This window comes from Paramesorhizobium salinisoli, assembly GCF_003335045.1.
GTDB lineage: Bacteria > Pseudomonadota > Alphaproteobacteria > Rhizobiales > Rhizobiaceae > Paramesorhizobium > Paramesorhizobium salinisoli.
Map to the genome: position 1 here is coordinate 1 of NZ_QOZG01000129.1, position 396 is coordinate 396.

Annotated in this window: 1 protein-coding gene; it reads right to left on the reverse strand. The window is 63.6% G+C overall.

From position 1 onward, the window contains the following. Nucleotides 1-396, reverse strand: a 396-nt coding sequence (locus tag DUT91_RS25995) for a hypothetical protein (RefSeq protein ID WP_160113731.1), incomplete at both ends; no start/stop codon positions are given.

Here is a 396-nt window from a genome sequence, read left to right on the forward strand (position 1 = left end):
TTGCCGGCGGGCACTGAGCCGGCGGCCGTGACCGGAAAGGTGCCGCTGCCAATGGGGACGGCCGGGTTGTCGCCACGGGCATAGATGGTGACGGAAGGGAATGGCGACGTATTCGGCCCGGTGATGGTGACCTGCGTGGTGGCCGAGGTAGCGGAGACGTCCGAGGCGACCGGATCGAATTTGATGATGTAGCCGGGAATGGGAGCAGCGGACCAGTAGATCTTGGAAACGCCGCAATCGTTGCCCGTTACCGTCGCCGTCACGCTTGTCGGCGTGGCGAGCTGGATGGAGGTTTGACCATTCGGCAGCGAAACGCCGATCTTGCAGGCGCCAGCCGTGAAGTCCAGGACAAGATCGGGATCGGAATGGTCGTAGACCCCGGCTGCCGGGTTAAAG